The sequence below is a fragment of the Nonomuraea coxensis DSM 45129 genome (assembly GCF_019397265.1).
Classification (GTDB): domain Bacteria; phylum Actinomycetota; class Actinomycetes; order Streptosporangiales; family Streptosporangiaceae; genus Nonomuraea; species Nonomuraea coxensis.
Genome location: NZ_CP068985.1, coordinates 8,809,851 through 8,835,551 on the forward strand (window position 1 = coordinate 8,809,851; position 25,701 = coordinate 8,835,551).

At 69.8% G+C, this 25,701-nt stretch carries 27 protein-coding genes and 2 tRNA genes; 7 read left to right on the top strand and 22 right to left on the bottom strand.

Annotated features, from left to right (window positions below):
* Positions 1–8 precede the first annotated feature (8 nt).
* Both Nocox_RS41300 and Nocox_RS41305 read right to left on the bottom strand, forming a co-directional pair.
* Complete coding sequence (locus Nocox_RS41300) at positions 9–446, bottom strand: VOC family protein (RefSeq protein ID WP_020540872.1); 438 nt, start codon at positions 444–446, stop codon at positions 9–11.
* A 2-nt stretch (positions 447–448) separates the two neighbouring features.
* Positions 449–1,030 carry a DinB family protein gene (locus tag Nocox_RS41305; RefSeq protein ID WP_020540873.1) on the bottom strand — a complete coding sequence of 194 codons (582 nt, stop codon included), beginning with the start codon at positions 1,028–1,030 and terminating at the stop codon, positions 449–451.
* A 63-nt stretch (positions 1,031–1,093) separates the two neighbouring features.
* On the opposite strand from Nocox_RS41305, the gene Nocox_RS41310 reads away from it, so the two are divergent.
* Positions 1,094–2,104 carry a helix-turn-helix transcriptional regulator gene (locus Nocox_RS41310; RefSeq protein ID WP_020540874.1) on the top strand — a complete coding sequence of 337 codons (1,011 nt, stop codon included), beginning with the start codon at positions 1,094–1,096 and terminating at the stop codon, positions 2,102–2,104.
* 159 nt (positions 2,105–2,263) lie between these two features.
* The gene (locus Nocox_RS43875; protein ID WP_020540875.1) at positions 2,264–2,386 is read left to right on the top strand and encodes a hypothetical protein; all 123 of its coding nucleotides are present in this window, start codon (positions 2,264–2,266) and stop codon (positions 2,384–2,386) included.
* Between the two features lie 68 nt (positions 2,387–2,454).
* On the opposite strand, the gene Nocox_RS41315 is transcribed toward Nocox_RS43875, so the two are convergent.
* Positions 2,455–2,895 (bottom strand): NUDIX hydrolase, encoded by a 441-nt coding sequence (locus Nocox_RS41315; protein ID WP_020540876.1) that lies wholly within the window; start codon positions 2,893–2,895, stop codon positions 2,455–2,457.
* A gap of 73 nt (positions 2,896–2,968) precedes the next feature.
* Between Nocox_RS41315 and Nocox_RS41320 the strand changes: the two genes are divergently transcribed.
* Both Nocox_RS41320 and Nocox_RS41325 read left to right on the top strand, forming a co-directional pair.
* Positions 2,969–3,751 carry a GntR family transcriptional regulator gene (locus tag Nocox_RS41320; RefSeq protein WP_020540877.1) on the top strand — a complete coding sequence of 261 codons (783 nt, stop codon included), beginning with the start codon at positions 2,969–2,971 and terminating at the stop codon, positions 3,749–3,751.
* A 195-nt stretch (positions 3,752–3,946) separates the two neighbouring features.
* On the top strand, positions 3,947–4,141 hold the full coding sequence (locus Nocox_RS41325; RefSeq protein ID WP_157382790.1) for a hypothetical protein: 195 nt from the start codon (positions 3,947–3,949) through the stop codon (positions 4,139–4,141).
* A gap of 156 nt (positions 4,142–4,297) precedes the next feature.
* Here the strand turns inward: Nocox_RS41325 and Nocox_RS41330 are convergent, their stop codons facing one another.
* The 4 genes from Nocox_RS41330 to Nocox_RS41345 all read right to left on the bottom strand — a co-directional run bounded on the left by Nocox_RS41330 (position 4,298) and on the right by Nocox_RS41345 (position 7,264).
* Positions 4,298–5,053 carry a DinB family protein gene (locus tag Nocox_RS41330; protein WP_026213869.1) on the bottom strand — a complete coding sequence of 252 codons (756 nt, stop codon included), beginning with the start codon at positions 5,051–5,053 and terminating at the stop codon, positions 4,298–4,300.
* Positions 5,054–5,908: 855 nt separating this feature from the next.
* Positions 5,909–6,040: a CPCC family cysteine-rich protein gene (locus tag Nocox_RS44345; RefSeq protein WP_425517745.1), complete on the bottom strand. Its 132-nt coding sequence runs from the start codon at positions 6,038–6,040 to the stop codon at positions 5,909–5,911.
* Complete coding sequence (locus Nocox_RS43880) at positions 6,013–6,129, bottom strand: CPCC family cysteine-rich protein (RefSeq protein ID WP_020540879.1); 117 nt, start codon at positions 6,127–6,129, stop codon at positions 6,013–6,015. Before Nocox_RS43880 ends, Nocox_RS44345 begins: the two co-directional genes overlap by 28 nt.
* Positions 6,130–6,532: 403 nt before the next feature.
* Positions 6,533–7,264 carry a hypothetical protein gene (locus Nocox_RS41345; protein ID WP_020540880.1) on the bottom strand — a complete coding sequence of 244 codons (732 nt, stop codon included), beginning with the start codon at positions 7,262–7,264 and terminating at the stop codon, positions 6,533–6,535.
* A 272-nt stretch (positions 7,265–7,536) separates the two neighbouring features.
* Between Nocox_RS41345 and Nocox_RS41350 the strand changes: the two genes are divergently transcribed.
* Positions 7,537–8,019, top strand: coding sequence for a hypothetical protein (locus tag Nocox_RS41350; RefSeq protein WP_020540881.1), 483 nt, complete (start codon positions 7,537–7,539; stop codon positions 8,017–8,019).
* 258 nt (positions 8,020–8,277) lie between these two features.
* Here the strand turns inward: Nocox_RS41350 and Nocox_RS41355 are convergent, their stop codons facing one another.
* The 12 genes from Nocox_RS41355 to topA form a co-directional block, all read right to left on the bottom strand.
* Complete coding sequence (locus Nocox_RS41355) at positions 8,278–8,736, bottom strand: bacteriocin immunity protein (protein WP_211212520.1); 459 nt, start codon at positions 8,734–8,736, stop codon at positions 8,278–8,280.
* 268 nt (positions 8,737–9,004) lie between these two features.
* Positions 9,005–9,078: transfer RNA gene (locus tag Nocox_RS41360), tRNA-Thr, on the bottom strand.
* 91 nt (positions 9,079–9,169) lie between these two features.
* Positions 9,170–10,009 carry a PSP1 domain-containing protein gene (locus Nocox_RS41365; protein ID WP_211212521.1) on the bottom strand — a complete coding sequence of 280 codons (840 nt, stop codon included), beginning with the start codon at positions 10,007–10,009 and terminating at the stop codon, positions 9,170–9,172.
* 93 nt (positions 10,010–10,102) lie between these two features.
* Positions 10,103–10,558, bottom strand: a complete 456-nt coding sequence (locus Nocox_RS41370; RefSeq protein ID WP_157382791.1) for a permease-like cell division protein FtsX — start codon at positions 10,556–10,558, stop codon at positions 10,103–10,105.
* A complete protein-coding gene (locus tag Nocox_RS41375) occupies positions 10,555–10,947 on the bottom strand; it encodes a sigma factor-like helix-turn-helix DNA-binding protein (protein ID WP_026213871.1) in 393 nt (130 codons plus the stop codon). The genes Nocox_RS41370 and Nocox_RS41375 overlap by 4 nt, the downstream gene beginning before the upstream one ends.
* A 41-nt stretch (positions 10,948–10,988) precedes the next feature.
* Positions 10,989–11,147 carry a hypothetical protein gene (locus Nocox_RS41380; RefSeq protein ID WP_020540886.1) on the bottom strand — a complete coding sequence of 53 codons (159 nt, stop codon included), beginning with the start codon at positions 11,145–11,147 and terminating at the stop codon, positions 10,989–10,991.
* Positions 11,144–11,857: a permease-like cell division protein FtsX gene (locus Nocox_RS41385; protein ID WP_157382792.1), complete on the bottom strand. Its 714-nt coding sequence runs from the start codon at positions 11,855–11,857 to the stop codon at positions 11,144–11,146. The genes Nocox_RS41380 and Nocox_RS41385 overlap by 4 nt, the downstream gene beginning before the upstream one ends.
* A gap of 72 nt (positions 11,858–11,929) precedes the next feature.
* Positions 11,930–13,099, bottom strand: coding sequence for a DNA polymerase III subunit delta' (locus Nocox_RS41390; protein ID WP_020540888.1), 1,170 nt, complete (start codon positions 13,097–13,099; stop codon positions 11,930–11,932).
* 9 nt (positions 13,100–13,108) lie between these two features.
* Positions 13,109–15,145 carry a dTMP kinase gene (gene tmk, locus Nocox_RS41395; protein WP_026213872.1) on the bottom strand — a complete coding sequence of 679 codons (2,037 nt, stop codon included), beginning with the start codon at positions 15,143–15,145 and terminating at the stop codon, positions 13,109–13,111.
* A gap of 138 nt (positions 15,146–15,283) precedes the next feature.
* The gene (locus Nocox_RS41400; RefSeq protein WP_246649935.1) at positions 15,284–15,841 is read right to left on the bottom strand and encodes a helix-turn-helix transcriptional regulator; all 558 of its coding nucleotides are present in this window, start codon (positions 15,839–15,841) and stop codon (positions 15,284–15,286) included.
* A 73-nt stretch (positions 15,842–15,914) separates the two neighbouring features.
* Positions 15,915–17,159: a metallophosphoesterase gene (locus Nocox_RS41405; RefSeq protein WP_020540891.1), complete on the bottom strand. Its 1,245-nt coding sequence runs from the start codon at positions 17,157–17,159 to the stop codon at positions 15,915–15,917.
* A 14-nt stretch (positions 17,160–17,173) separates the two neighbouring features.
* Positions 17,174–19,966: a type I DNA topoisomerase gene (gene topA, locus Nocox_RS41410; protein ID WP_020540892.1), complete on the bottom strand. Its 2,793-nt coding sequence runs from the start codon at positions 19,964–19,966 to the stop codon at positions 17,174–17,176.
* Between the two features lie 189 nt (positions 19,967–20,155).
* On the opposite strand from topA, the gene Nocox_RS41415 reads away from it, so the two are divergent.
* Positions 20,156–20,341: a DUF5703 family protein gene (locus Nocox_RS41415; RefSeq protein WP_020540893.1), complete on the top strand. Its 186-nt coding sequence runs from the start codon at positions 20,156–20,158 to the stop codon at positions 20,339–20,341.
* 155 nt (positions 20,342–20,496) lie between these two features.
* On the opposite strand, the gene Nocox_RS41420 is transcribed toward Nocox_RS41415, so the two are convergent.
* Both Nocox_RS41420 and Nocox_RS41425 read right to left on the bottom strand, forming a co-directional pair.
* A complete protein-coding gene (locus tag Nocox_RS41420; protein ID WP_020540894.1) occupies positions 20,497–22,845 on the bottom strand; it encodes a chaplin family protein in 2,349 nt (782 codons plus the stop codon).
* 243 nt (positions 22,846–23,088) lie between these two features.
* Entirely contained in the window at positions 23,089–23,607 is a 519-nt protein-coding gene (locus tag Nocox_RS41425) for a hypothetical protein (protein ID WP_020540895.1), read from the bottom strand.
* 453 nt (positions 23,608–24,060) lie between these two features.
* On the opposite strand from Nocox_RS41425, the gene Nocox_RS41430 reads away from it, so the two are divergent.
* Positions 24,061–24,146 (top strand) — tRNA-Leu (locus tag Nocox_RS41430).
* Here Nocox_RS41430 and Nocox_RS41435 read toward each other — a convergent pair.
* The gene (locus Nocox_RS41435; protein ID WP_157382793.1) at positions 24,128–25,627 is read right to left on the bottom strand and encodes a recombinase family protein; all 1,500 of its coding nucleotides are present in this window, start codon (positions 25,625–25,627) and stop codon (positions 24,128–24,130) included. The two genes, Nocox_RS41430 and Nocox_RS41435, sit on opposite strands and share 19 nt — an antisense overlap.
* Positions 25,628–25,701: the final 74 nt, after the last annotated feature.

The window sequence follows — 25,701 nt, forward strand, 5'->3', positions numbered from 1 at the left end:
ACCGAGACTCAGTCGAGGCAGAACTCGTTCCCCTCCGGGTCGGCCATGATGATGTGCCCGCCGGCCATCGGCGGGGCGGGCTCGTGCCGCTCCAGCCGCGTCGCGCCATGCCCGATCAGCCGCTCGGCCTCCGCCTCCAGCGCCGCCATGCGCGCCTCGCCCTCAAGGCCAGGCGCGGCCCGTACGTCGAGGTGCAGCCGGTTCTTGACCTGCTTGCCCTCCGGCACCCGCTGGAAGAACAGCCGCGGCCCCGCCCCCTCCGGATCGATGAGCGCGGAGGCGTCGTTGTGCCGCTCCGGCGGCACGCCCAGCGCCTTCAGCGCCTCCTCCCAGGACGCGAAGCCGGGCGGCGGGTCCTGCCGCCGGTAGCCGAGAACCTCGGCCCAGAACGCCGACAGCTTCGCCGGGTCCGCGCAGTCGAACGTGATCTGTACCTCAAGCGCCATGGTCAGCTCGTTTCCTTCTGTCCGGTCGTGTGCAGGTAGAGGTCGCGGAGCAGGCACACCTCGGCGAGGTGGTGGATCAGCTCCCTGTTGATGTGCAGCACCAGCTCCGCCATGGGGTGGGCGGCCCACTCGCCCTCCGCCTCACCGCAGGGACGGGCGAGGCCGTCCTCGCCGAGCGCCTCGACGCCGGCCGTCCACCGCGCGTACTCCTCGTCGAGCTGCGCCAGCGCCTCGGCGGCGGTGGCGGCGTACTCGTACGAGTGGTAGTCGGTGGCCGCGCGGCCGAAGTGGGCGGCGTTGCGTACCGCGAGCACACCGACGATCACGTGCCCGAGCCGCCAGGCGATCGTGGTGAACGGCGGCGGCTCGGGCGGCGGGAACGCGAAGTCGATCGTCATCGCCCCCGCCCCGCCCTGGATCGGCGCGGTCCCGGTGCCCCGGGGCCGCACGTTCCAGGACCCGGGAGCCGGCTCCCAGAAGTACTCCTCGTCGCTGAGGCCGTCGAGCCGCGGCCGTAGCTGCTCGGTCCAGTGCCACGCGATCTGATCCCGCAGCAGCGGGTTCCAGATGATTTCTTCCGTCACAGCCCTCACTCTCTCTCCCATCCCGGACAGATACGGTCCGCGATCCGTGAAACCCTGACGTACGTGACCGTCGAGGGAACCACCGAACGCGTGCTCCGCCTGCTGGCGCTGCTCCAGAGCCGCCCGTCCTGGACCGCCACCGAGCTGGCCGCCGAGCTGCGCGTCACCGACCGGTCGATCCGCCGCGACGTCGAGCGCCTGCGCGCCCTCGGCTACCCCGTTCACGCCACGGCAGGCGTCGGCGGCGGCTACCAGCTCGGCGCGGGCACCCGGCTGCCGCCACTGCTCCTCGACGACGAGGAGGCCATCGCGACGGCGGTGTCCCTGCGGCTGGCGTCCGGGGGCACCGTCGCCGGCGCGGGCGAGGCGGCCCTGCGCGCCCTCGCCAAGCTCGACCAGGTGATGCCGCCCCGGCTGCGCGCCAAGGTCCGGACCGTGCACGGCGCCATGGACACCCTCGTCGGCCCCGGGATCGAGATCGACCCCGAGCTGCTGGTGACGCTCGCCCGCGCCTGCCGCGACGCGGTCCGCGTCCGCTTCCACTACACCGCCCGCTACCCGGCCCGCGACAGCGAGGCACGCGAGGACGGGGCGCGCGGTAGCGAGGCACGCGAACGCACGGTCGAGCCGGTCCGCCTGGTCGCCACCGCCCGCCGCTGGTACCTCATGGCCTGGGACGTCGACCGCGACGACTGGCGCACCTTCCGCCTCGACCGCATGCGCGACGTGACCGCCACGACCTGGCGCTTCCGCCCCCGCGACCATCCCGACCCGGCCGCCTACGTCCAACGCTCCGTGACCGAGTCCCCCTACCGCCACCACGCCCGCGTACGCCTGCGCGCCCACCCCGACCAGGTCCGCGACCGGATCCCCCCGCAGGTGGGCCGCGTCGAGGCCGACGCCGAGGACGGCTGGTGCCTGCTCACAGCCGGGGGCGACGACCTGGACTGGCTCGCCGTGCACATCGCCGCCCTCGGCTTCGAGACCCAGATCCTCGGCCCCCCTGGCCTCCGTGAGGCCGCCGCCCGCCTAGCCCGCAACCTCGCCGCCATGTCCACCCCCGAGCCTCCGTGATCACAAGCGTCGCCTGCCCTCTCCCGCCCAGCCCGAACTCAGTCAAAAGTACGGCGGGACAACACCGGCAACAGCCCCTTCGGTCAATGCCCGCGCCACCCCCGACCCGCAAGATCAACCCCATGCCGCACAACACCGTCAGCCCACCACGAAGACGACATGCTGCTCCAGCAACTCGGCGTGAACCTCGGCGGCGACCTGAAGGGAACCCGCTCACTGGACATCACCCGCACGTACGTCGCAGCCTTCCTCGACCTGCACCTACGCGCCCAGCCCCAATAGCAACGCACCCCGGACCACGCGCACCGACGCTCCACCCAAGCAAAAGGCCCTCCCGAACCTCGCGCCCCTTACAAACCGGAACCCAGGACCTGCACTCCATCATGCTGCCGAACGACCGGCCTCCCCCCGCCTCGCAGCGCGTCCAAGACCCGGACGGCAAAGGCTTCGACGGCGAGCCCTTCGACCTCCTCTGCCGCAACCCACCGAAAAGCGCACGTCTCGTCCGTCTCCCTCAACGTCCCGCCCACAGCTCGGCACCTGAACACGAGCGCGATGATCCCGCGCTTCATGTTCTTGTAGACGCCGGTGAGCACCTCCGGCTCGACTTCGAGGCCAGTTTCCTCCCTGACCTCCCGCCTGAGCCCGCTGACCACGTCCTCCTCCAGTTCGAGAACGCCGCCCGGCGCTTCCCAATGACCGTTGTCCCGCCGCTGAACGAGCAGTGCCCGCTGCTGATCGTCCACTACGACGCCCGCGACACTGACCGAGTGGCGTGAGTCCTGATCCATCGAAATCCTCACTGCCGAACTAGCTACACTCCCAAGCTAGTACAGGTATGTACGAGTAGAGGAGTGAGCCTGGATGACCTTGGCGTTGCCCGGCCTGGACCCCGTCACCGACCGCCCCGTGTTCAAGCAGATCGCCGACCACCTTCGCGACGCCATCGAACAGCGCAAGCTGGAGCCCGGAGCGAAGGTACCGTCCGAGGCCAAGCTCATGGCACACTACGGCGTTGCCCGCATGACGATCAGGAACGCGCTCCAAGTCCTCCAGGCAGAAGGGCTGACCGTAGCAGAGCACGGGCGGGGCGTGTTCGTCCGTTCCAGGCCCCAGGTGCGTCGCCTCGCGTCCGACCGGTTCGCGCGACGGCACCGCGAGCAGGGCAAGGCCGCATTCATCGCGGAGACAGAGGGCGTCGGAGGCAGGCCGTCAGTCGATTCCATCCAGATCAGCGAGACGGAGCCGCCGGCCGATGTGGCGCAGCGACTGGGCCTGGGCGAGCGGGACAAGGTGCTCGTCCGCTCACGCCGCTACCTGATCAACGGACACCCGGTCGAGACAGCGACCTCCTACCTCCCCGCCTCGATCGCCAGCGGGACACGGATCGCCGAACCGGACACGGGACCCGGCGGCATCTACGAACGACTGGAGGAGATGGGATACCCACTTGACCACTTCGACGAGGAGGTCAGGTCCCGGATGCCGATGCGCGACGAGGCCAAGGCCCTGAAGCTGGCACCCGGCACGCCCGTCTTCCATCTCGTTCGCACCGCGTACGCCGAGGACGGCACGGCCGTGGAGGTCTGCGACACGGTGATGTCGAGTGACGCCTACGTGCTCTCTTACCAACTTCCAGCACGATAGCTCTCGACGCGGGCCTCCAGCAGACTGTGAGCGCCGACGACGAGGCCACCTTCGTGGCGCTGTTGCACGCGCAACACCTGAGGGGGTGGAGTCGTGGCCGCGCGAACGCCTGACTCGGAACCATGCGACAACCAGCACGCGGCCCCGCCGACCCCGGCGGCGAGGGCGATCGATTGGCAGCCGAGCCATTCCCGCGTGAACCAGGTGCGAGTCCGCGCCCACACCTGCTCCTGCACGTCGCCCTACTTCGAACTGTGCACAGCAGGCGGACGCTGGTTCGTCCGGCGTTTCACCGGAGGCAACCCGACGGTCACCACCGAGAGTCCTTGGCTGTCGGCCCGCACCGCCCAAGACCTGTGGACACAGATCCTGGCCGGCCAGGCCCAGTAACCGAACAGGAAAGCCGGGCGGTGACACCGTGCCGCCTTGGGGATTCGAACCACGGCCCCCTTCATCACGGAGAGCAGGGCAGGCACCTCCACGTGAATGACCGTCCTGGCAGCACGCAATGCGGCTGGAGGTCATGCCCGGCCGGTCGGCGCCAGTTCAGGCACCGGCCTCGAGCACGGCGAGGTCACGCACCGCATAACGATGATGCTCGGCCTCTTCCTTCAGCACCACCTTGAGGCAGCGGCGCATGACGTACTCCTGGTCGGGATACGGGTCCGCCGGCTTGCGACCACATACCCGATCGAGCTCGGCCTCGGTGAGCCCATCGACGACACGCCTCATCGTGGCCATGCGGGCGAGCCGCGGCGCGAGCACTTCGTCGAGCGTCGGGGTGGCTTCGAGGGTGAGACCGAGCTTCGCCGCCGCGTCGGACGACATCCCGCTGCTGGGGAGGCCCAACGGGTGGTAGGGCGCTTCCTCCTCCAACACGGCATTGCCGAGCCAGGCATCGCCGGCGAACAGCAGGTGCCGTTGCGTCTCGACCAACGACCACTCGCCGTTGACCTGCTCGTGCAGCTTGACCTCGGGCAACAGCCTTGCGCGGTCGAGTGTCGCCGCCCACAGCGTCTCGATGGCATCCCAAGCAGGCCGATAGTCGTCGGGGGACGCGGCGTCCCGCGCCAGCACCCGCGTGGGGTGTTGCCGGTCGAGCTCGGCCTCGACGTAGGCGGTCACGTCGACGTCGTTGACGACGACACGCTTGAAGTCGCCACCGAGGTAGACGTCGCTCCCATAGCAGTCGACGATCTTCAGACCGTTGACCTCGCAATCACGGATCTCGAGACCGGCAAGGTCGCACAGATGGATGCGGGCACCACGGAACTGGTCACTCTGGATGTACTCGGCAGCCATCGTGGCAGTCTCCCGCACCCGTCCCGCCCACGCCACCTCCGCCAATGCCGATCACGCAGAACGACCTCCGCGCCATCATCGCCATCTCCCGGAACCCCGTCGAAGGGACCAACAGACGGATCACGGACGCGAATGACCACGCCGATGATCGACGGCTCGTGTCAGCGGCGCCGGGATGCGTGCCGTCGTTCGCCGTGATGATCCGCCCCGCTGCTGCCGCACGGTCTTTTCCGTCCCGATGGACGAGTGTTCCTCAGAACGCTGGAGCGGCTGGCGCCGGTTCGGCAGCCGCGGTTGCGCCGCATCCATGACAGGGTGAAAGACCACCCCTACATGGACCCGTTCTCGTAGACGCGCGAGCAGGGCGGTGGCCCTGCGGATGTAGCGCCCAGCCGGTGACCACGCTGAGGCCAGAGCCCCGGAGAGCGTTTCGTTCTCACGCAGTGACGAGCACGAAGGGTGCCTGTTGGCCTCGGTGGAGACGCCGCCATGGTGAACGGGTCCCCTGTGGGGCGGGTAGACACCGTTCGAGATGACAATGAACGCAGAACGGTAGAACAGCAGCTCGGAGCCTCTCGTGAACAGGTTGATCTCGGTCGACGCCAGACGGCTCCTGTTAGCAAGGGCGTCAGCAAAAGGCTCTCCTGGATCATCCAGGACGGCCTTTAAACTGGGAGCCCGCTTGGGGATTCGAACCCCAGCCCCCTTAATTACGAGTGAAGCGGAGGTCTGTGGCCGAGGGCCGACGCCAGTGCTCAACCCGTGTGACGCCGTACGGGACGATCAGGCGGTGTAAGTTGGCGTTGCTGTACTGGTTGCTGTACAGCATTCTTTCTACGGACCAACACACGGCCGTCAGTTCGGCGGACGCTCCTTAGGAGAAGGCGGCCGGACGTGACGGCGCATGCTTTCCTCGCATGCTCCGAATACGAGGAAGTTGCGACGCGCCTGAGTCAGGCTCAAGCGACCGTTCGGGCCGCCCAGCACAACATCGGCATCCGGATCGTCCTGGCGCCGTCGTCCTCCCAGAGGCACACCGGGCAGATCTCGAAGCCGCCACGCTCGCCCAGGGTCACGTACCGGCAGCATGGACACGCGTACGGTCCATCCTGCGGCCCGCGCAGTGCCGGGTAATTGCGTAGCTCAAGACCAACGACGCCCAGTTTGCCAATCTGCGCGTCCAGCACGCCAACCCTTATCCAGACACCGAGCCACGCCGACATTAACCCCGTATTGGAAGCCCACTCCGAATCTCGGCCAACTGTCCCCTTCGATGGCATCCCGGGTGGGACGTACCGCTCCCGCTCATCGAATGCCATCCGGTGCCGTCAGGTGCCGCGAGGATGACGTCTGTTGATCTCGACTGCGCTCCCGTGTCAGCGGGCCCACATCGGCTGCGGCGCACTCGCAGCACATTTCCGTGATCGCACGTGGGTCCTCCGACGACGATCAGCGGCTGTCCCGCGCCACCTCACGACCTCACCGCATTGGCTTCCGACGCCCGCTCCCACCCCCCCGCCCCTTCCTGCGCTGCCGCAGCAGGATCCGCGCCGCCGCATCACCGAGCCGGTACCTGTAGGTGCGCCCCTTGACGGCCTCGTGTCCCTTCAGGAGCGCGCGCACGCGGCGTGCCTTGAGCCCGGCCGCGCGCAGGAGCTCCGCCAACTCGGCAGCCGTAACCAGGGTGTCCGCCAAAGGCGTCTCTGCCGGCCCGGGAGACGGGGCGGTATCTTTCGCGTGTTCCGCTGCTGGCAGGTCGGGCGCCGTGGGCAGCACTACTTCAGGCGTCTGCGTTCGGGTCGCATTGAGCCACTGCTGGATCCGCCGGTCGATGCGGTCGTCGATCCGGTTGGCAACACGCGCCTGCACGAGATGGTCGAGCTGCCCGTTGAGCCGGCCGTCGAAGTGAGTGTCGAGCCGCGGCGTGAGGTGCTTGTCTGCCCACAGGTCCGCCCAGGTGAAGAACCGATTGTCGAACTTGTTCTCGATGAAGTCGTCGGCTCTTGCGTCGAAGTACGCGTCGAGAAGCTCCTTAAGGTCCGCCTTAGGCAAGGCGTCGTACTGCTTCCGGAATTTGGCGTCGAAGTGCGCGCCGGTTTGTTCCTTAAGCTCTGCTCCTGCCCACGCCTGGAGCCTCGCTTCTACCTTGGCATCGAGCTCGCGCTCCGCCCACTCCTCGACCCACCGAATGACCAGCGCCTTCAGCCCCATAGAAACCCCTCGCCAGAAGTCCGGGAACGTGCCGCTCAACGCACCGTACGAACCAGCGGAGTGTTCGCATAGTTGTCGGCCTGGCACTATTTCCTCTCCCCGAAGAGACAAAAAATCGGGGCGTCTCCCACCCCGGGGGCTACTAGTCGTGCTTCGATCGCTGTTCCTCGGCTGCCTGGGGTTCTTCCAGGGTGCTCACGAAACGCAACACCAGATGATCACTTCGAGATAGCATCTATCTCCCCTCCTCTCCTCGCCGCTCAAGGACGTCGATGTCCCGTCTGATCAAACGTTTGTCGGACACGGTCACGATCTATTCAGGCCAGTTCATGGTCATGGACCTTGACGGAGCCAACGGACAGCCCGAGGGGGCCGAGGATCTTTGGGACATCGCGAACCGGTCGAGCATGACCAACTGGTTCCTGGCCACCGCGAATGCCGCCATCATCAGCAGCCAGGCCGATGCCTGGCACAGGGTCGGCATTACAGTTGAGCGCTGGGACGGCCCACCACCCGACGACAGCGACCAGTGGAGCAGAAGCGAGACGGCAGAGTTCTACTCCAGCTCGGGCAAGCTGAAGATCGTCGGAGTTCACGGGCACTCCTCCGGCAAGATCATTGACTTGTGTGATCAAGCTCGCAGCTGGCTCGTTCGCGCAAGCGCCCGCCCTGGCCCCGGTGCCCGTTACTCCAGGGGACGACCTCCCAAAGGGTTGGAGACCTACCGACTGCAGTTCTGGCCCGCAGCAAGCTGACCTGCGCCGACATTCCTGGTGCGAAGACCTTGAGCACAGCATCCGGGTGCCACACGCGATCCGATTGTGCGCGCGGGAGAAGGCAGTCTGGATCGCCGTCGGGCGACCGGCGGATTGGCCGCCAGGCGAGGTCTACCATCTCGGTACCGATGACGTCATGGTCATCTTCACCGCAGAGTTCGCGGCCAAGGCGGGCATTCCATCAGCCCGCTAACTGGCATGATCTAGCTGGCCGCTGTCCGTCTTGGTCGATCGGTTTCATAAGGGGATCGGGCGGTAACGAAGAGCGGCTTCGACGATCTCCTCCGGGGTGGCGTCTCGCAGTTCTTGCGGAGGCCAGAAGATCAGGTTGCTGACCTCCGGGTGCGGCACGTTGGCCTCGAGCAGCGCCATGTAGTAGTCGCTCTCCGGGTCGGCTGCCACGATCCGGCGAACGATTTCTGTCAGTTCTGCCCGGGTGATATCCGGTACCTTCGCCGGGGTCGGGCGGGCGGCGTTCCTGGCGACGTCCTCCAGATCTTCTGACTCCCAGTACGCGGCGAAATGTCGCGGCTCGTAGCTGTGGCCGGTCTGCTCGTTGAACGTGGCCACAGCCTGGCGCGCCTCCGGCATCCTGCCTTCCTCCATGAGTCGCGCGATCCGGTCGATCTCAACGCCGATTTGCTCCACGAGTTCCTTGGGCACAGCCGGGGGAAGCAAGTCCAAGCGTAGATCCATGCCGGACATTCTCTCCTGTGAGATACGACGGTTCGCGCCCTGTAGGACGGCACGCCCCAGCGGGGAGCGTCACGATCGGTGCATGCCAGCCGGTTTTCGGCCAGCAAGGACGCCAGCCCTCGCCCTCCCGCCGGCATCGGGCATGTCCAGTTGATCCCGCCACTGAACTGGTCTGACCTGTCCATGACAGAGGCGGTTGCTGTACGGAGCTGCTGTACGCCCACGCAAAAGGCCCTCTCGGAGGAACCGGGAGGGCCTTTGAGCTGGGAGCCGCCTTGGGGATTCGAACCCCAGACCCCTTCATTACGAGTGAAGTGCTCTGGCCGACTGAGCTAAGGCGGCGGGTGCCGTGTGCAGCGTGAAAAGTCTACAGGAGCCCGGACACTCCTCGCTCCCCCCACAACCGCGCGCCTCCGGACAGAACGTGCGCCCCCTACGAGGGCGCGGGCCCGTCGCCGTACATCGCGTCGTGCTGCTTGCGGGGCGAGCACACGCTGGCCTTCGAGCAGGAGCAGCGCCGCCCCCCGTCCGCCAGCCGGACCACCACCGAGTCCGACGGCACATTGTGGCCCACCACCGTGCCGGCGCCCTCCGGGGTTTCCACGCTCGTGCCGACGCGCGGCGCTGAGGCGCGGAACTCCTGGTAGAGCGGGTGCTCGTACTTGAGGCAGCACATCAGGCGGCCGCAGGCGCCGGCGATGCGGAGCGGGTTGACCGGGAGATCCTGGTCCTTGGCCATGCGGACGGAGACCGGTTCGAAGTCCTTGAGGAAGGTGGCGCAGCACAGGTCGCGGCCGCAGGGGCCGATGCCGCCCTGGAGGCGGGCCTCGTCCCTGGGGCCGATCTGGCGGAGCTCGACCCGGGCGCGCAGGTTGCGGGCCAGGTCGCGGACCAGCGCGCGGAAGTCGACGCGGTGCGGGGCCGAGAAGTAGACGGTGTAGACGTTGTCCTGGTCGAGGTAGTCGATGCCGACCACCTTCATGGGTAGGCTGTGCCGCTTGATCAGGCGTTTCGACACGCTTCTCGCCTCGGCCCTGCGGCGCTTGTTGGTCTCGTCGCGGGTCAGGTGTTCCTCGCCGGCCAGGCCGGCGCAGACCGGCAGGCCGTCGATGTCCTCGCTGGTGTATTGGGGCGCCCAGACGCACTCCGCCACCTCGGGGCCCGAATCGGTCGGTACGAGCACCTTGTCACCCACCTTCGGGCTGTGCCCGCCGGGGTCGAGGTAGTAGAGCCTCCCGTAGCGGGTGAAGCTCACGGCCATGATCATTCCCATGGGCTCGCGCTCGCCTCCTGACGCCTAGGTCTTTCCGGCCTTCCTGCCCACATTACGTGGGCAGGTAAGCGGAAAGTCAGGGGGCGGTAGTGATCAGCTGCCGGGCGAGCACACCTTGTCCTCCGGCGGGCGCACCCCGTAACGGCTGAGGGCGAGCAGCGTGTCCTTCTGGCAGGGGACGTAGAAGACGCCGGCCACGCCGGGCTGACGTCTCAGCGTCGCGACCGGCGTCGCCCAGTCGTTCCCCTGCTTCAGGAGCACTCTGAACGATTCCGGCATGTCCGACACCTTGGTGGCCTTCAGCAAGGTCTGGTTCGAGGCGAACTCGCGGCTGAAGTCGTCGTACGCCGCCCGCTGATCCTCGAACGTGTACGACTGCACCTCGGGCATGCCCCCGATCAGCTCCCCGATGGCGACCTTCTGGGCACTCGTCGCCGCCTTTCCCTCCTTGACGATCACGGACCCGTCAGGCTTGCGCTCGGCCGCCAAGGCCGACATGACCGTCATCATGTGCTCGACCAGCGCTCTCGTGGTCAAGGAGCTGTTCATGCGTCCTCCCCGAGTGCCCTGGCGAGGGCGGCCAGCCCTCGCGCGATCGTGGACCTCACCGTGCTCGCGCCCACCCCCATGGTGTCGGCGATCTCCTGGTCGGCGAGGTCGAAGTAGTAGCGCAGGGTCAGCGCCTCGCGCTGCCTGCGGGGGAGCTCGCGCACCGCCGACCGGACGTACGCCAGCGCCTTGTCGGCGTCACGCAGCCGCCCCCGGCCGGCGTGGGTGCGGGTGAACGCCTCCTGGACGACGTCCTCGGCGGTCGCCCGGTCGCCCACCATGATGAGGGCCAGCCGGACGAGGCCCACGTGGTGCTCGGCGAAGATCGACGCCACGTCGACCCGCTGCCGCGCCAGGGCCTCTTGTTGGGTGAGTAGTTCGACTTCCACGTATCAGAGACGCCCGGCGGGCCCGTCTGCTGCTCGGGAGGTCAGCCGGTTCCGGGCGTGCAGGCGTCGGGAGAACCGTCCACGGCGAGAGCGCTGTAGTCCAGGAGGCCGTACTCCCTCGCCAGCTTGCCGACCGTCTCGGAGCACCTGGTGTTGGACGCCCAGCTGACTCCCGGCATCCGCGCCATCCGGTTGGTCACGGTGTTCCAGTCGGCATCGGGCCGCAAGTCAGTAGGTACGACTCCGGCATGTCCGTCATCCTGATGGCGGAGAGCATGGCGTCGTTGCCGGCCAAGTCGTCCTTGAAGTTCTCGTACGCGGTGCGCTGATCCTCGAACACGTACGACAGGACCGCGGGATCCTTCGCGAGCGCCGTCGCCATGGCGGCCCGCTCCCGGGCCGTCGCCGCCTTCTGGTTCGCCTTGCCCCTGCCCTTGGCGCACGAAACCATGGGCGAGCCGGCGGCGCACAGGACGATGTTCCCGTCCCAGTCGGGCGTCAACCGGGACAGCGCATCCCGCTGCCAGTCGGCCGCGTCCACGACCGAGGACACGCCCGGTCGCCCACGGACGGCCCGCGTCACGCTGTCCCGGTCGACGCCCTCCTTCACCCGGAGGACGAACGTCTCGGACAGGTCCTTCGCCGTGACCTGCCGCAGCAGGGGCTTGTTCGCGGCGAAGTCGCGCCGGAAGCTCGCATACATGCCGGCCCGATCGACGAACCGCACCTCCTCCACCTCCGGCATGCCCTCCAGCAGCGTGCGAACCGCCCGCTTCTCCGCGCCCGTGGCCGTGCGCTTCCTGCAGTCGAGCAAGGACGGGGAGGAGCACATGAAGACGCGGATCTCCCACTCGGCGTCGCCGGCAGCGGCGGCGGCCGGGGAGCTCACCGCGACAACCGCCGACGCCACCAGAGCGACACCCAGCAACCCTCGCAACACCGCACGCATGAGCCCAGCCCTCCAGAAAAGGATGTGACGCGATCAGCGCAGCGCCAGCATCATCGCCTCGACCGCGATCTGCGGGTTGACGTTCGCCGCCAGCCGCTCACGACATTGCATGATCGCATCGATCCTGCGCAATGTCTCCTCGGGCGTGGACTTCTTCGCGAGCTGGTCGAGATCGAAGCGCAGGTCGTCGTTGGCCAGCTCGACGCCCGCGCCGAACTGCACGGCGAGCACGTCGCGGTAGAACGACACCAGCTCCAGCAGCGCGGCGTCCAGCGAGTCGCGCTTGATCCGGGTCGCCCGCGACTTCTGCCGGTCCTCCAGCTCCTTCAGCGCGCCGGCGCCGCCCCGTACGAGGCCGCGGTTGAGCCCCTTGCCCGTGGAGCCCTCGCCGTAGATCCTGCGCAGCTCGGCGGTCTCGTTGTCGTTGAGCGCGGCCGTCGCGGCGGCGGCCTCCTCCTCGGCGGTCTTCACCAGGCGCTCGGCGGCCGAGACGCACTCCCCCACCCCGGTGAGCGAGCGTGGGATGCCCAGCACGGCCTCGCGCCGCTGCCGGGCAGCGTCGTCCAGGGCGAGCGCCCGCGCCCGGCTGATGTGCCCCTGAGCGGCGCGGGCGGCGAACGCGGCCGTCTCCCACGGCACCCCGTCACGGGTGGAGAGCACCCGGGCGACCGCCTCCGTGCCGGGCGTCGTGAGCGTCACGAGGCGGCAGCGGGACCGGATGGTGATCATCAGGTCGTCGGGGGCGGGCGAGCAGAGCAGCCACACCGTACGGGGCGGCGGCTCCTCGATGGCCTTGAGCAGCGCGTTCGCGGCCGACTCGGTGGCCCGGTCGGCGTCCTCGAACAGGATGACCCGCCACCGGCCCTGCGTCGGCGCCCCGGCCGCGCGCAGGATGAGCTCGCGGGTCTGCTTGACGCTGTAGGACAGCCCCTCGGGACGTACGGCCTCCAGGTCGGGGTGGGAGCCGATGAGCACCTGGTGGCACTGGTCGCAGTGGCCGCAGCCGGCGTCGGGGCAGAGCAGCGCGGCGGCGAAGGCGCGGGCGGCGTCCTCGCGGCCGGCGCCGGGAGGGCCGGTGAACAGCCAGGCGTGCGTCATGCCCGCGCCGCGCCCGCCCGCGACGACCTCCCCGGCCGCCGTCGCGGCCCGCGACAGCACCGCGACGGCCTGGTCCTGGCCCACGAGGTCATCGAAGACGGTCACGAGGCAAGGTTAGTCGCGGATGGCGGGCATCGTGCCGGTGATGTCCTCGGACTCCCGGGGCACCGGGTCGGGCAGGAGCTCGTGGATGCGGTCCTGGATCTGGCGGGTGATCTCGTCCATCGGCTGGGTGCCGTCGACGACGAGGTAGCGCTCGGGCGCGGCGGCGGCGAGCTTGCGGAACTCCTTGCGCACCCGCTCGTGGAACTCCAGCGGCTCGGCCTCGATGCGGTCGACCGCGCCGCCGAGCCGGGTCAGGCCCACCTCGGGCGGGGTGTCGATGAGCACGGTCAGGTGCGGCACGAGGCCGCCGGTCGCCCAGGCGTTGATCTTGGAGACGTCGTCGGGCGCGAGGGCCCGCCCGGCCCCCTGGTAGGCCAGCGACGAGTCGACGTAGCGGTCGGTGATCACCAGCGAGCCCCGGTGGAGCGCGGGGCGGATCACCTTCTCCACATGCTCGGCCCGGTCGGCGGCGTAGAGCAGCGCCTCCGCCCGCGCCGACAGCCCCTTCTCGGCCGCGTCGAGCAGGATGGCGCGCAGCCGCATGCCGACCTTGGTGGAGCCGGGCTCGCGCGTCTGCACGACGTCGTAGCCCTGGTCGCGCAGCCAGATCCCGATCGTACGGGACTGGGTGGTCTTGCCCGATCCCTCGCCGCCCTCGAAGGCCACGAACAGCCCCGGCACCTGCTCGGACCCCTCGGCGGGGAACCGGTCGCCCCGCACGGCGGCGATGAGGTCGGCCGCCAGCGGCACGCCCTTGCGGTCGTCCATGTGGCGCAGCGCGAGCAGGCCGACGGTCATGGCGAGCACACCGCCGATCACCATCACGAGGCTCGTGCCGTCGAAGCGGTAGCCGACCGCGCCGAGCGCCAGCTCGTGCTCGCCGAACAGCGCCGCGAGCGGGCTCGCCGCGGCCACCACGAGCAGCAGCGTCACCCGCGCCGTGGACTGCAGGAACGCGAACGTCCGGCCGCGCAGCCCGTCCTCGACCTCCAGCCCGATGAGCGTGTAGCCGATGATCCAGGCGATGCCCGCGCACCCGCCGAGCAGCACGGTCAGCATGACCACGATGACGAGGTTGTGCACCAGCGCGATCGCCACCAGCACCAGCCCGGCGACCGTGATGGAGAGCCCGAACAGCCGCCGCCGCGACAGCTCGCGCAGCAGCCGCAGCCCGAAGAAGATGCCGAGCGCCATGCCGACGAAGACCGCCCCGAACACCACGCCGTAGGCCGCGTCGCCGCCGCCGAGCGTGCCGACGTAGATCTTGGCCACGCCCACCACGGCCCCGCCCGCGGCGAACGCCCCCAGCATGCCGATGATCAGCCCGCGGACCAGCCGGTCGCGGCCGACGAAGCGCCAGCCCTCCACGATCTGCTTGAGCATGGAGGGCGTGGAGACCCCGCCGTCACGCTTGGGGATGTCGCGCAACGTGAAGATCAGGAACGCCGACACCAGGTAGGCGCAGGCGTTGACGATCAGCGCGAGGTCGGGCCCGCTCAGGGCCGGCGCGACCCCTGCGACCAGGTCGCCCGCCACCGACAGCGCCGCGAACAACATGGCCGCGACCGGCGCGGTGCCGTAGGTGACCAGCAGGTTGAGCCGGTTGGCCGCCTCCAGCTCCGCCTTCGGCACCAGGTTGGGCACGGTGGCGTCCTTGGCCGGCACCCAGAAGAGGTTGACGCACTCGACGAGGACGGTCGCGATGATGATCCACTGGTAGCTGCCGACCAGCGGGATCGACAGCACCACGGCGAAGCGGGCGAGGTCGGCCGCGACCATGGTCAGCCGCCGGTCGAACCGGTCTGCGAACACGCCCGCCAGCGGCCCGAGCAGCACGGCGGGCAGCATCTTGGCGATGAAGACACCGCCGACGGCCAGCGACTGCACGCGGTAGTCGTCGCCGCTGGTGAGGTGGGCGGCCAGGGCGGTCAGCGCGAGGAGGTTGAGCCAGTCGCCCAGACTGCACACCGACATGGCCGTCCAGAGCCGTCGGAACGGCGCGTTGGCCAGCACGTGAGCGCGGGGGCGTCGGCCAGGTGCAGTCATCTTCTCAGCGTATCCAGGTGTGGGCCAGGGGCGGATGGACTGGCGACCGGCGGGATGGGCCCGGCGGCTCGCCGAGAGTATTACGCCCGGGCACCGGGGCGCAGGCCACCCATCGCGAACGGGTCTGCGAGAACGACGTCAATGGACAACTCCGGCCCCATATCGAGCTTCTTCCACCACTGGCAACCACTCCGCGTGGATATCGGGTGGTAGATCCAATTCGTTCCACAGGTCGGCCAGCAGCACGCCGTCGACGTGATCGCGCACCTCCTGCGCCGTGCCCTCGCGCAGCAACAGCGCGTACGCCGCCCGCCGCTCCCCCCGGTCGGCCAAGTCGTAGTCGCGCCCGCGCAGCCTGGCCACGCCGAGCGCCACCGCCACCGGCAGCCGCCCCAGCCTGCTGGGCACGTGGAAGCTGCGCCCGTCGCCGGTCTCCCGCGCGGCGAACTCCACCTTCGGCTCCAGCACCAGCCGGAACCCCGCCGCGTCGAGGATGCGGCCCGCGGTCTCCAGCGTCGGCGACTTCCTGCCGTGCTCGTAGGCCGACAGCGTCGTCCTGGACGTGCCGCTCAGCCCGGCCAGCGCCGACTGGTTCATGCTCGCCGCCTGCCTGGCCTGCCGGAACAGCAGCCCGCCGCGCTCGGCCCAGGCCGCGACGTCGGCGGCAAGCGCCGCCTCCATCGCCGAGGACACCATGCTCACCCCTCTTCTTGTATCCGTACGGATACTACGGCATGATGGCCTCTCGTGACCACCCGATTACCTTACGTCAGGCTCGCAGCTCCACCATCGTGATCTCCGGCGGCGCGCCGACCCGCACCGGCGGCCCCCAGAAGCCCGCGCCCCTGGTCGTGTAGACCTGCACCCCGTCCACGGTGGCCAGGCCCGACACGACCGGCTGCTGCAGGCCCACCACGAGGTTGAAGGGCACGATCTGCCCGCCGTGCGTGTGCCCGGAGAGCTGCAGGTCCACACCGTGCCGGGCGGCTTCCGTCACCTGCACGGGCTGGTGGGCCAGCAGCACGGTGGACCTGCCGGGGGTCCGCCCGCCGAGGGCCTTCGCGAAGTCCGGGCCGTCGCCCTGCGTGGCGCCGCCGAGGTCGTTGACCCCCGCGAGGTCGAGCACCGCCCCCTGGTGGGCGATCTCCACCCGCTCGTTGCGCAGCGGGCGCACGCCCAGCTCACCCAGCTCGTCCAGCCACTCGGCGAAGCCGCCGGGGGAGAAATACTCGTGGTTGCCGGTCACGAAATAGGCCCCGTACCGCGACTCCAGGTCCTTCAGCGGCCGGGCCAGCGGGCCGAGCCGGGCGACCGAGCCGTCCACCAGGTCGCCGACGATGGCGACGACGTCGGCCTCCAGCCCGTTGATCATGCGGACGATGCGCTCGGTGTGCGACCGGCCGGTGAGCGGCCCGAGGTGGATGTCGCTCACCACGGCGAACCGCAGCCCGCTCAGCCGCGGGTCCAGCTTCGGCAGCGTGACCCGCACCGGCTCGATGACGGGGTCGCCGAGCGCGCTCGACACGCCGTACCCCACCGTCGCCGCCGCGCCTGCCCCGGCGACGGCCGCGGTTGCGCGCCCGAGGAACAGGCGCCTGCTCAAGGCGGCGGGCGACGCCTCCCCAGGGTCAGGGGCCACGTCGGGGAGGCCAGCCGCCACGTCGTCCGGCACCGGCGTGCTCGCGAGCACCGCCACGGGCTCGGGCGCCGGCGCGCGCCGCCGCCCGGCCCGGCGCAGCCACACCGCCGCCACCGCCCGCGGGATCTCCAGCACCGCGAGGAACACGAACAGGTAGAACAGCAGAGCCAGCCACAGATAGCCCGGCCAGGCCAGCCACGTCCCGAAGTCCGACCGCGTCCCGACGAACGTCGCCACGACCAGCAGCATCAACCCCACGACACCCCAGGTCAGCGCCTTACGCAGCCGCCCGGGGACCGTCGTCGAGCGCACCAGCCGATACCACAGGTAATAGTGCGCCAGCAGGATGAGGCCGACGAAGATCAGGACAATCACATAAGTGATGCTACTTACGATTTCGCGGCGGACTTCTTCGCCGCCGCCGGCGCCTTCTTCGCCGCCGCGGACTTCGCGGTGGCGGACTTCGCCGCCGTGGACTTCGCCGTGGTGGCCTTGGCCGTCGTGGTCTTCGCCGTCGTGGTCTTCTTCGCCGTGGCGGACTTCGCCGGCGCCTTCCGCGTGGTCTTCTTCGGCGCGGGCGCCCGCTCACGCCGCTCGGCCAGCAGCTCGGCGGCCCGTTCGATCGTGATGTCCTCGACCGTGTCGCCCTTGCGCAGGGAGGCGTTGGTCTCGCCGTCGGTCACGTACGGCCCGAACCGCCCCTCCTTGACCACCACCGGCTTCTTCGAGACGGGGTCGTCGCCCAGCTCGCGCAGCGCCGCCGCCGCGGCCCGCCGCCCGCGCTGCTTGGGCTGCGCGAACAGCTCCTTGGCCTGCTCGATCGTGACCGTGAGGAGGTCCTCCTCGGTCGCCAGCGAACGCGAGTCGGTGCCCTTCTTCAGGTAGGGGCCGAACTTGCCGTTGTGCGCCACGACCTCCTCGCCCTCCAGCTCGCCGACCACCCGGGGGATGGACAGGAGCCTGAGCGCGTCGTCGAGCGTGATGGTGTCCAGCGACATGCTCTTGAACAGCGAGCTCGTCCGCGGCTTCGGGGCGTCGGCCTTCTTCGTACGCCTCTTCGGCGCCTCGTCCTCGGCCGGCTCGGGCAGGATCTCGGTGACATAAGGCCCGTAGCGCCCGTCCTTGGCCACGACGACGTGCCCGGTCACCGGGTCGCGCCCCAGCTCGCGGTCGCCCGTGGGCCGCGAGAACAGCTCCTCGGCCTTCTCGGCGGTCAGCTCGTCGGGCGTCATGTCCTCAGGCACGTTGACCCGGGCGCCGTCCCGGTCGAGATAGGGGCCGTAGCGGCCGACCCGCAGCACGATGTCCGTGCCCTTGACCGGGAACGAGCTGATCTCCTTGGCGTCGATGTCGCCGAGGTCGGAGACCATCTCCTTCAGCCCCTCGTCGCCGTCGGTGCCGTAGTAGAAGCGCTGCAGCTCCGGCACCCGCTCGGCCCGGTCGTTGGCGATGTCGTCGAGCACCTTCTCCATCTCGGCGGTGAAGTCGTAGTCGACGAGGTTGCCGAAATGCTGCTCCAGCAGGTTGACCACGGCGAACGCCAGGAACGACGGCACCAGCGCCGTCCCCTTCTTGAACACGTAGCCGCGGTCGAGGATGGTGCCGATGATCGAGGCGTACGTCGAGGGCCGCCCGATCTCGCGGTCCTCCAGCTCCTTGACCAGCGACGCCTCGGTGTAGCGGGCCGGCGGCTTGGTCGAGTGACCGGCCACGTCGAGCCTGCTCACGCTGAGCGCGTCGCCCTCGGCCAGGGTGGGCAGGCGCTTCTCGGCGTCGTCGCGGTCGCTCGACGGGTCGTCGTGGCCCTCGACGTACGCCTTGAGGAAGCCGTAGAAGGTGATCGTCCGGCCGGAGGCGCTGAACTCGACGTCCTCGCCGGCCGCCGAGGTGCCGCCCACCTTGACGCTGATCGACTCGCCGACCGCGTCCTTCATCTGGGACGAGACCGTACGCTGCCAGATCAGCTCGTACAGGCGGAACATGTCGCCGCTCAGCCCGGTCTCGCCGGGCGTGCGGAACTCCTCGCCCGACGGGCGGATGGCCTCGTGGGCCTCCTGCGCGTTCTTGACCTTGCTGCTGTAGACGCGCGGCTTGTCCGGGACGTACTGGGCGCCGTACAGGCGGATCGCCTGCGCCCGCGCCGCCGCGACCGCCGTCTCCGACAGCGTGATGCTGTCGGTACGCATGTAGGTGATGAAGCCGTTCTCGTAGAGCCGCTGCGCCACCTGCATCGTGTACTTGGCCGAGAAGCCCAGCTTCCTGCTGGCCTCCTGCTGCAGCGTGGTGGTCCGGAACGGCGCGTACGGCTTGCGGGTGTACGGCTTGCGCTCGACGGACCTGACCGCGAACGACGACCCGCGCAGCCGCCCCGCCAGCTCGCCCGCGGCCTGCTCCGACAGGTGCAGCACGTCGGCCGTCTTGAGCTGCCCGGTGCTGGCGAAGTCGCGGCCCTGCGCCACCCGCCGGCCGTCGACGCCGGTCAGCGTGGCGGTGAAGTCACGCGGCCGCTCCTCGGCCCTGCCGGTGTCGAACAGCGCCTGCAGGTCCCAGTAGTGGGCGGAGGTGAACGCCATGCGCTCGCGCTCGCGCTCGACCACCAGCCGCGTCGCGACCGACTGCACCCGGCCGGCGGACAGCCGCGGCTTGACCTTCTTCCACAGCACGGGGCTGACCTCGTAGCCGTAGAGCCGGTCGAGGATGCGGCGGGTCTCCTGGGCGTCGACCAGGCGCAGGTTGAGATCGCGGGGGTTGGCGACGGCGTCGCGGATGGCCTGCGGGGTGATCTCGTGGAAGACCATGCGGTGCACGGGGACCTTGGGCTTCAGCACCTCGCGCAGGTGCCAGGCGATGGCCTCGCCCTCGCGGTCCTCGTCAGTGGCGAGGTAGAGCTCGTCGGCGTCCTTGAGGAGCTGGCGCAGCTTGTTGACCTGCGCCCTCTTGTCAGGGTTGACGACGTAGAGAGGCTCGAAGTCGTGCTCGACATTGACCCCCAGCCGCGCCCACGGCGCGCCCTTGAACTTCTCGGGGATGTCCTCGGCCTTCTCCGGCAGATCGCGGATGTGTCCGATGCTGGACTCGACCATGTAGCCAGCACCGAGGTAATCCTTGATCGTCTTCGCCTTGGCGGGCGACTCGACGATCACCAGGCGTGTTCCGCCGGTGCTGCCGTTGTTGGCTGGCACGCTGCTTCCTACCTCACTGTTCGCTTGCAAATCCCCCTGCCGGGAGTCGGCACAGACTGAAAGGTAACCCGACTCGCGGAAATTTCCTTCCCCCGGGCTACCCACTAGCTTCCGGGTCCACCCGCAAGCACGCAGAATAAGGCCCATCGAGCGGCATGGCGCCCTGACTCACCCTGGAGACTAATCGTTGTGCTCGACTACTCCTACATGGATATCTTCATTCCGCGCGACCTCACTCGCGAAGCAGCACGTCAGCTGCTGACCGAACACGCAGAGTACGGCCAGTGGGAGCTCGCGCGCGTCCGTGTCCATCCCGACGGCAGCCGCCACGTACGGCTCCGCCGCAAGATCATCCGAGTACGCAGCACGCTCTGACCACACCCACCCGCCCGCGGACATGGCTTTGCCCGCCCCGGGCCACGCCCCCGGAACGGGCAAAGCGTCTTCTGCCGTTCGCTCACGGATCGTGAGCGGCGGCCATCCTGCCGAAGATCCCTGCGAATGCGTTATTTACGGCCTGACTCGATTCCTTACTTGCGGCCGAACCGGAACCGACGAGCCGTGGCGAACATCGTCGCCGAGGCGGCGAACATGGCGCCGAGCGCCAGGGCCAGCAGCGAGCTGGAGTTCATCCCCGTCACGCCGGCGGGCTGCGCGGCGCTCATCAGGCCGATGTCGCCGACCGGCAGGCCACGGGTGACCGAGCCCACAGCGCCGCCGATCGGGGTGGAGCCGACCAGGTCGGTCGCGGGGCGGAGCGGCGAGGACGGGCGGGCCGGGCTGGTCGCGACACGGCCGTTGCCGGGAACACCGGCGCCACGGCCACGGCGGTCACCGTTGCCCGACATCACGGACCTGGCCGCCTTGCCGGGCTTGGCCGGGGTGATCGCGACCGGCGCGGCCGGGGCCTGCGCCTCGGCGGGCAGGCCGGGCAGCTCGGGGAGCTGCGGCAGGCCGAACGTACGGGAGGCGTCCTCGACCACCGGGAGCGAGGTGGCGACGTCGGCGCCCCTCTGCACCTCGCCGGTGAGTGCGGCGGCGCCGCCGCCGGTCGCGAGGTCCTGCACCGGCTTGGTGACGCTCTGGCCCGAGGCCAGGCCCTCCACCGGCTTGGCGAGCCCCTGACCGGAGGCGAGCTCGCGCACCGGCCGTGCGACGCTCGGCCCTTCGGCGCCCTGCGCCTTGTGGGCACCCGGGGCGGACTGCGGGGCCGGACCGGCCTGCGCGCCCGCAGCGCCGGTGGCTCCCTGGAGCGCGCCCAGAGCCGGGATGCCCTGCAGCCCGCCCAGCCCGCTCAGCGCGGGAACGCCCTGGAGCCCGCCCAGCACCGGCAGCCCCTGCACACCGCCCGCGCCACCCGGAGCCGGAGCCCCCTGGACCGCCGGCAGCGCGCCGTTGGCCGCCTTGAACTTGCCGGTGGCCCCGGCGAACCGGTCGAAGCCCCCGGCCATCCGGTTCGCTCCGCGGCCGACCTGGGCGCCGCCGAGGCAGCCGGCCGCGGCGTCGCCCAGCACGGCGACGGCGTTGCCGCAGACGTTGACCGGCGCGGCGATCGGCGCCACGACCTGGTTGCCGGCCAGAACGCCGGCCCGTCCGGAGGTGCGGTTGCCGCCCGCGCCGTGCTGCGGCACGACGCTCGCGCCGCCCCTGCACTGGGCCGCCGCGGCGCCGAGCAGCGCGGCCGCGTTGCCGCACACGTCGATCGGGGCCGCGATCGGCGCGACCACCTGGTTGCCCGACCCGACGCCCGCCTGCCCGGACGTACGGTTGCCACCCGCGCCACGACCGCCCTGGTGGACCGTCGCCCCGCCCTTGCAGCCGGCGAACGCGTGCCCGATCACCGCCGCCGCGTTGCCGCAGACGTTGACCGGGGCCGCGACCGGAGCGACGACCTGGTTGCCGCTCAGCACGCCGGCCCGCCCGGACGTACGGTTGCCGCCCACGCCGCCACCGCTCCGGTGGACCGTCGCCCCGCCGACGCAGCCCGCGACCGCGTTGCCGACGGCGTTGCCGCAGGCGTCGACCGGGGCGGCGATCGGCGCGATCACCTGGTTGCCGCTGCCGACGCCGAACCGGCCGTCGGTGTCGTTGCCGGACGAACGGGGCGCGGGAACGTGACGCGAAGTCTGGTAGGCGCCGCCGCCCCCGCCGCCGTTGTGCACCGACGAGCCGCCCCGGCAGGCGGCGAACGCCCGGCCGACCGCGGCGACCGCGTTGCCGCAGACGTTGATCGGCACGGAGATCGGCGCGACGACCTGGTTGCCGCCGAGCACCGAGGCGTTGCCCGAGGTGCGGTTGCCGCCCGCGCCCCTGCCGGTGTTGTGCACCTCGGCCCCGCCCTTGCAGCCCGCCGTGGCGGCGCCGAAGATCGCGATCGCGTTGCCGCAGACGTTGATCGGGGCGGTGATGGGCGCGGTGACCTGGTTGCCGCCGAGCACGGACGCGTTGCCCGAGGTGCGGTTGCCGCCCGCGCCGCCACGGCCCTGGGTGCGGGCGGTCGCGCCGCCCTTGCAGCCCGCGTCGGACACGCCGATCAGCGAGACCGCGTTGCCGCAGGCGTTGACGGGGGCGGTGATGGGCACGTTGATCTGGTTGCCGCCGCCCACCGAGGCGTTGCCGGAGGTGCGGTTGGGGATGCCGTTCCCGCGGCCCTCGACGGCGGTCGCGCCGCCTTGCGAGGCGGCCTGGGCGGCGCCGATCGCGGCGACCGAGTTGCCGCTGATGTCGATCGGCAGGGAGATGGGCAGGTCGACCTGGTTGCCGCCGAGAACGGAGGCGTCGCCGGAGGTGTCGGCGACCGCGGTGCCGCTGCCGGCGAACGACATGACCGCCACGGCCAGCAGGGCGGCAGGGGTCGTTGCCTTGGCCCACGTACGCATGATGAATGCTCCTAGGTGGTTTGGGGGGATACCTGAACGGATCGCGGGCGTCCCGAGGCCGTGGTGACGAAGGCCACGCACAGCGGGACCTCGGGATTCGCGAATCGGGAGAACTGACGTGTCACCCGCAGGCGGAGGGGATCAGGCCACGCTCCGCCATGACGTACCGGTCATCGGTGCCGGAGAGGCCCGGCCGGGGCGCGATCGCGCCGCTGAATCCGCCGGCCGGGGTCCGGGCGGGGATCAGTCAGGAGAGAAGGAAGGGTCGTCCGCCGCTGTGCGGACGACGGGGGGCAGCACGTACGCGATGGGAACGCGCCGCGCCTGCAGCCGCGGGTCGAGAGACGACCGCGCGACATCCCCGGCGACGGGCCCGTAGGGGCCGCTGCCACCGCCGTTGGGCACCAAGCCGTTGGTGCCGTCGAGGATCGAACCGGCGGTGGACGGTGAGGGCAGGCCAGGATCCTGCTGGCTGTTGAGCCCCGCCACGGTGCGCCCGGCCATGGCCTCGGCGTCGTCGGACGCCGAGAAGCCGCCGGAGCCCACGAGGGCGGGAAGCTGGGTGGAGCCGGTCTCGGCCTCCGCCGGGGCGGAGGTCCCTGCCGCCGCCTTCGCCCCTGTCGCCGCGGTGGAGTCCGCGGCCGCCGGAGCGGCGGTGAGCATGCCGAACAGAACAGCGAGCAGCCAGCCGGCGGCCACCAGGACGCCGATCGAGGCCGCTCGCACGACGAGCCGACGGGCACCGGCCGCGAACCGCGCCATCCGGTGACTCCGGCCGACGTTCGCGTTCTGTCCCGGGGAAGCGGACACGCGCGCACGGCACGCAGCGAGGGACATCTCCCCCGACCGCCGTGCCGCCGTGCCTGCCACAAGACCTCCCGAACTCCAGAACCGGCCCCACTTGAATCGTGAGGCCGGCCGTGGACTCACCCCTCAACGATCCGTAACCGTAGCAGCACGCAAAGTCGCCGCAAGCACTTTTCAACGGGAACCCAGGAATCCCCCAAACCCCTGAACGGACGTACTCCTACCAATCCCCCCAACCCCGCCACCCCTGCGTCACGAGACCCCCATCAGGAGTTCCAGCCCACCCCATCCCGGGCCTCGTCCGAGGGGTCCCGGAAGACTGGCCCGATACTTGGTATGACGCACTCCTCAGAGTTTGCTAACCTTACGGAGCCGACGCGGGATGACGGTCCCACGTGCAGGCACCAAGTCCGGGTGGCGGAATAGGCAGACGCGCTAGCTTGAGGTGCTAGTGCCCAGTGATGGGCATGGGGGTTCAAGTCCCCCCTCGGACACACACCGATCGCACATGTGGGGGTTCCGGAGCAATCCGGGCCTCCACATACTGCTTTTCCGGGTAGTACGTGAGCTTCAGGCCGAGCTGCGTGTAGAGGCTGGCCTTGTCGTCTGCGTCGGCCTCCCCGACGAGCCGCACCAGGTCGCCGACCTCCTCGATCATCGATCTGATCTCGGCGACGGTGATGCGCTGCGCGGCAGGAACCGCCTTCAGCTCCCCCTCCAGTCGAGCACGCTCGCTCTTGGTCTCGTTGATCCACGAGGAGATCTCGATCGGGTCACCTCCCGCGTCGAGCGCGGAACGGTACTGGTTGAGCTTTCGGTCACACTTCGCCAGGCGTTTACGCAGATCGATCAACGCGGCCTCGTTCGGATCAATCGCCTGCTCGGCCATCGCCGCGATCACGTGTTCCAGCCTGTCCGGCCCGAACGCGGTCCCCAGCCAGCCATCCACCTCATCCAGGATCTCCGCCTCCCGCAGGTATACGACCTTCGGATGGTCCAGCTGGTTGGTGATGGCGTACTGAGCTGGGAAGCGGCACCGATAGTACGCCTGCCGGTTGTTCCAGCTGCCCTGCATCCGACGCTCGCAGTACCCGCAGAAAAGCACTCCGCGGAACGCGTACGGGCGAAGAGTCGGATGCGGACGGTGGCTGAACTGGCCGCGCGCCCGCTTGGCAAGGATCTCCTGGACGCGCTGGTACACCTCGACACTCACGATCGCGTCATGCACGGGGTGCTCCGACCAGATCCACTGATCCTTGGCGTTCCAGCGCTGCTTGGTCGTCGTCCCCAGAGCGACGTTCTCGACGTCCAACAGGACTTCGTCCTTGCGCTGCTTGTTCCACACCTGGTGGCCGGTGTAGCGCGGGTTGGTGAGGATCACCCGGACGGCGTACTTCGACCAGGCCCGCTGGTCCCTGTGCTTGTTCCTGTCCGGGTCGCTGGCCGACGGCGACAAGACGCCCTGCAGCGTCAGGTCCTCGGCGATGTCCAGATAGCCGCGCCCCTTGAGGAACTCGCTGTAGATCCACCGCACCACCCGCGAGGTGACCGGATCAGCCGCCAGCCGCCGCAGTCTCCGGCCGTCAGCGGCCTTGCCGGGGTTCGGGTGCGGACCGGCGTCCTGGAGCGTGTACCCGTACGGCGGACGCCCGCCCAAGAACCTGCCCTCTGTGACCGTGATTGCCGCCATCGCCGCCCGTACCAGGATCTTGATCCGGTTCCGCTCGCCCTTCGACAACCCGCCGAAGACACCCATGATCATGTCGTGGGCCTCGTTCGCCGGATCGATCGGCCCGCCGACCTCGGGCACCCACAGCGGCACCCCGAAGTGCTCGAACAACGGGAACGTCAGGCTGTACTGGTTGCCGTAGAACGCCCGCTGCGGCTCCCCGATCACCACCGCGATGGCGTTGCAGATGTCGCGCAGGTCGTGGTTCGACGCCTGCCGTGGCCGTGCCCTTCTCCTGGCCGGCAATCGTCCAGCACGCCGACGCTCAGGTTGCCCAGCCGGGCGGTGGCATCGAGCCGGGCGACGGCGAGGCGGCTGAC